Source organism: Candidatus Frankia nodulisporulans (assembly GCF_902806475.1).
GTDB classification, from domain to species: domain Bacteria; phylum Actinomycetota; class Actinomycetes; order Frankiales; family Frankiaceae; genus Frankia; species Frankia umida.
In genome coordinates, this window is the sequence record NZ_CADCWS010000326.1 from 1 (window position 1) to 3,938 (window position 3,938).

At 69.5% G+C, this 3,938-nt stretch carries 4 protein-coding genes; 1 reads left to right on the top strand and 3 read right to left on the bottom strand.

What is annotated here, in order from left to right; translation table 11 throughout:
• Positions 1-244 precede the first annotated feature (244 nt).
• Positions 245-559: a hypothetical protein gene (locus G6R24_RS18995; RefSeq protein WP_225438739.1), complete on the bottom strand. Its 315-nt coding sequence runs from the start codon at positions 557-559 to the stop codon at positions 245-247.
• A gap of 317 nt (positions 560-876) precedes the next feature.
• On the opposite strand from G6R24_RS18995, the gene G6R24_RS19000 reads away from it, so the two are divergent.
• Entirely contained in the window at positions 877-1,302 is a 426-nt protein-coding gene (locus G6R24_RS19000) for a hypothetical protein (protein ID WP_163550546.1), read from the top strand.
• A 57-nt stretch (positions 1,303-1,359) separates the two neighbouring features.
• Here the strand turns inward: G6R24_RS19000 and G6R24_RS19005 are convergent, their stop codons facing one another.
• Both G6R24_RS19005 and pgi read right to left on the bottom strand, forming a co-directional pair.
• On the bottom strand, positions 1,360-1,698 hold the full coding sequence (locus G6R24_RS19005; RefSeq protein ID WP_163550548.1) for an STAS domain-containing protein: 339 nt from the start codon (positions 1,696-1,698) through the stop codon (positions 1,360-1,362).
• 202 nt (positions 1,699-1,900) lie between these two features.
• Complete coding sequence (gene pgi / locus G6R24_RS19010) at positions 1,901-3,565, bottom strand: glucose-6-phosphate isomerase (RefSeq protein WP_163550549.1); 1,665 nt, start codon at positions 3,563-3,565, stop codon at positions 1,901-1,903.
• Positions 3,566-3,938 lie beyond the last annotated feature (373 nt).

Below are 3,938 nucleotides of genomic sequence, written 5' to 3' on the forward strand. Positions count from 1 at the left end.
TGTCACACAGCGCGATGGCGGCGTTGTGCCCGATACATCCCGACTCAATGTCGGGGACGTCGATCTTCGTGCTCCTTCTCCTGGGTCGCTGGCGAATTTTCGTTCGCTTCGTCCCGGCAGCGGGAGTCATCGCGAAGGCGGCGCCGCACGTCGAAGAACCAGATTGGGAAATGCGCCGATCCTGGGATCGACGAATACGTCACTCAGCGTCAAAGATGACACGCTGGTAATCGGGCCATCGCATTCAGCGGACGTGATGGTCCGGCGCGCCGCGCAGGCGGGCCTGCTCATGCAGCCAGTGCAGCTCCTGGGCCCACAGGCGTAGCCGGCCGACGGCGCCCAGCAGCAGCGCGAGCGACTCGGCGACCTGGGGACGGCGCAGGCCCTCGACCCCACCGGGGGCCCACTGCCAGTCGGCCTCATCCTCACAGGCACGCCAGTAGGCCGCACGCCGCAGCGCGATCTCGGCCAGGGCGTAGTCCACCTGTTCGGTGAGCAGTCGGATACGCGCGAGCAGATCCGCATTGGCTACGTGCGGATGGCCGCGGTAAGCGGGCAACGGTACAGGCCGCACAGACATGGTCTCCGAAGCGTACGAGCGAACCGTCGCCGGGAACAGCGACGGGGATGTCCATAAAGGTGACGCTTTGCTCGGCCGGGTGGTGGCCCTGTCTGACCTGGATAGCCTCGTGAATCCGGCCACGACCGATGATCGCCACTCTCGGTGCACCACGTCCACCGAGACTGACACTGACGGCGACAACCCGGTCTGGGTGAGAAACCGTGACGGAGGTGAGTCACTGCCCCGACGGGGAAGGCATACCTCGGCGCTGGCCGCGCCGTCCCGCATCCGTACGTCGGCCTGGGGGTTGCACCGTGAGTCTCACTCCACCCGTTCTGCTGCTCGCGCTCGCGTTTCCGCTGGTGGTGATGGCAGCCATGTTGACGATGAGCGGAATCGAGCGCCGGCTGGTCAACCCCCGGCCCGCCACTGCCCGACCCGGCGAGGCATCGGCGGCCGTGGGATCGTCGCGGTCCGCGGACGGGTCGACGTCCACCGGGGACACGCCGACGGTCGGCGGCGGAGGTCCGGACCGATCCGCCCGGCCGGCGCTCGCGGGGCCCTTTCACCTCGACGCCGCACCGACGACTCCCCCGCGTCACCCGCGACCGGCCGTGGCCGCCCCGGCACTGGCCCTCCCCAGCATGGCCGGCACCGCGATGACCGGACCGACCGTGACGGCCGCCAGCGCGGCGATGACCGGGCCTACCCCCATGGGATCACCCGCGCTTCCCCGCTGACCCGGCCTCCACGGGCCCCGGCGACCGGCGCTGGCCCCCGGATCCGCGCGAAACCGGCTAGTGGCGGCCGGGTTCGCCGACGCGTAGCCGTCCGTCCAGGCCGGTGTCGTGGAGCAGGGCGCGCATCGCCGGGGTCGCGGAGCTGATGCGCAGCTCCGAATGGACGCGGCGCAGCAGCAGGTCGGCGCGCAGCAGGGCGGCAAGGCCAGGGATGTCGATGGCGTTCAGGCCCGCGACGTCGACGGTCACCGTCCCGCCGCCGCGGCCGAGCAGCTCACCGATCTGCTCGCGGAACCGCAGGCGGCCGGCGGTGTCCAGCTGACCGGCGAGTTCGATGCGGACGTCCTCGCCGAACCGTTGCACGGACATGCTCAGAGCCCCGGCATCGACCCGCATCCTGGCGCCCCCCGTAACCATCACCATGCGTAGCCGAACACCCCCGGCCGTTTACGGAGAGTAACATAGCGAGGGCTGGGGGTGCGGCGGCGCCCTGTCGGGACTGGCGGGCCGGCGTGGGTGGGTCGCCGGCCCGACCAGGCCCGGGGTCAGGGGTCGGGGCGTCGGGGCGCCAGGGGTCAGCGGTCGAGGGGCGTGGCGGTCAGTGCTTGCGCAGGCGTCGGATGAGGGTGTTGGTGGAGCTGTCGTGGGACAGGGGGGGTTCGGCGGGGGAGGTCAGTTCGGGCACGATGCGTCCGGCGAGAACCTTGCCGAGTTCGACGCCCCACTGGTCGAAGCTGTTGATGCCCCAGATGGTGCCCTGGGTGAAGACCTTGTGCTCGTAGAGGGCGATCAGCTGCCCCAGGGTGAAGGGGGTCAGCTCGTCGGCGAGCAGGGTGTTGGTCGGGCGGTTGCCGGGGAAGGTGCGGTGCGGCACCAGCCAGTCCGCGACGCCCTCGGCGGCGACCGCCTCGGCGGACTTGCCGAAGGCGAGGGCCTCGGTCTGGGCGAGGAAGTTGGCCATGAGCAGGGCGTGCTGGTCCGCGCCGCCGGCGGCGCCGACACCGGGATGGGCCGGGGTGACGAAACCGATGAAGTCGGCGGGGACGACGGACGTGCCCTGGTGCAGCAGCTGGTAGTACGCATGCTGACCGTTCGTTCCCGGGGTGCCCCAGACGATCGGTCCGGTCCGGGCGCGCACCGGCCGTCCGGCGAGGGTGACCTGCTTGCCGTTGCTCTCCATGTCGAGTTGCTGCAGGTAGGCGGCGAACCGGTCCAGGTACTGGCTGTAGGGCAGTACGGCGTGCGTGTCGTAGCCGAGGAAATCGCGGTACCACAGGCCGATCAGACCGAGCAGCACCGGCAGGTTCCGCTCAAACGGCGCGGTGCGGAAATGGGCGTCCATCGCGGCGAACCCGTCAAGGAACGACCGGAAACCGGCGGGGCCGATCGAGAGCATCAGGGACAGGCCGATCGCCGAACCGACCGAGTACCGTCCACCCACCCAGTCCCAGAACTCGAACATGTTCGCCGTTTCGATGCCGAACTCGGCGACCTTCTCGGTGTTGGTTGACACCGCAACGAAATGCCGGAAAACCGCGTCGTCGCCGAGCTTTTCGACCAGCCAGGCGCGGGCGGCGCGGGCGTTCGCGATCGTTTCCAGGGTGGTGAACGTCTTGGAGGCGACGATGAACAGCGTCGTCGCCGGGTCGAGATCGGCGGTCGCCTCCCAGATGTCGGTCGGATCGACGTTGCTGACGAAACGGCACCGGATCGAACGGTCGGAGTGGTCGCGCAGCGCCCCGAAGGCCATCGCGGGGCCGAGATCCGAACCGCCGATCCCGATGTTGACCACGGTCGTGATCCGCTCGCCGGTCGCGCCACGCCACTGCCCGCCGCGGACCCGGTCGGCGAACTCCCCCATCCGGTCGAGCACGTGGTGCACCTGGGGCACCACGTTCACGCCGTCCACCTCGATGTGGGCGTCCCGTGGGGCACGCAGCGCGACGTGCAGCACCGGCCGGTTCTCGGTGATGTTGATGCGCTCGCCGGTGAACATGGCGTTGATCCGCTCGGGCAGGCCCGCGCGGTGCGCCAGTGCGATCAGCAGCTCGAGTGTGCGTTCGGTCAGCAGGTTCTTGGAGTAGTCGAGATAGAGCCCGTCCACCTCCGCCGTGAACGCCTCTCCACGTCCCGGGTTCGCGTCGAACAGCGCCCGCAGCGTCGCATCCGACACCTCGTCGTGATGCTTCGCGAGGGCCGCCCATTCCGTACTCGCCGTGATGTCCGGCTGGCCACCCTGGCCGGTGGGCTCACTTGTCGCCATGACGTGGAACACCCTTCCTCACAGGTTCATCACGTGCCGCCATACCCACCACAGCAGGCCATCTCGACGGTGGCGAGCCGCGCGGTGCGTGGCGGTGCCGACACTCGCCGGCCACCGTCAGCATGCCCATGTCGCCGATCCGACGCGGCGGGGCGTCCCAGGGCACCCGCCGAAATGGGAAGGTCGAGGTCGTAGGATCGCCGTGAAACCGGCGAACGTGTCATTGCAGGCCAGGGCCGCGAGAGCGACGAGGTGCGGCCGGGTCAGGGACGGCGGTGCGGTGGCGTGCCCGACCTCGTTAGCGGATGGATCTGAACCTTGCTGATTGACAGATCACTGGTGGAGGCGGCGCTTCCGGGTTACTCGGTAGAGG

Coding starts and splice junctions, on each gene's coding strand:
- G6R24_RS19005 (WP_163550548.1), bottom strand. CDS start 1,698: ATGCGGGTCGATGCCGGGGCTCTGAGCATGTCCGTGCAACGGTTCGGC.
- pgi (WP_163550549.1), bottom strand. CDS start 3,565: ATGGCGACAAGTGAGCCCACCGGCCAGGGTGGCCAGCCGGACATCACG.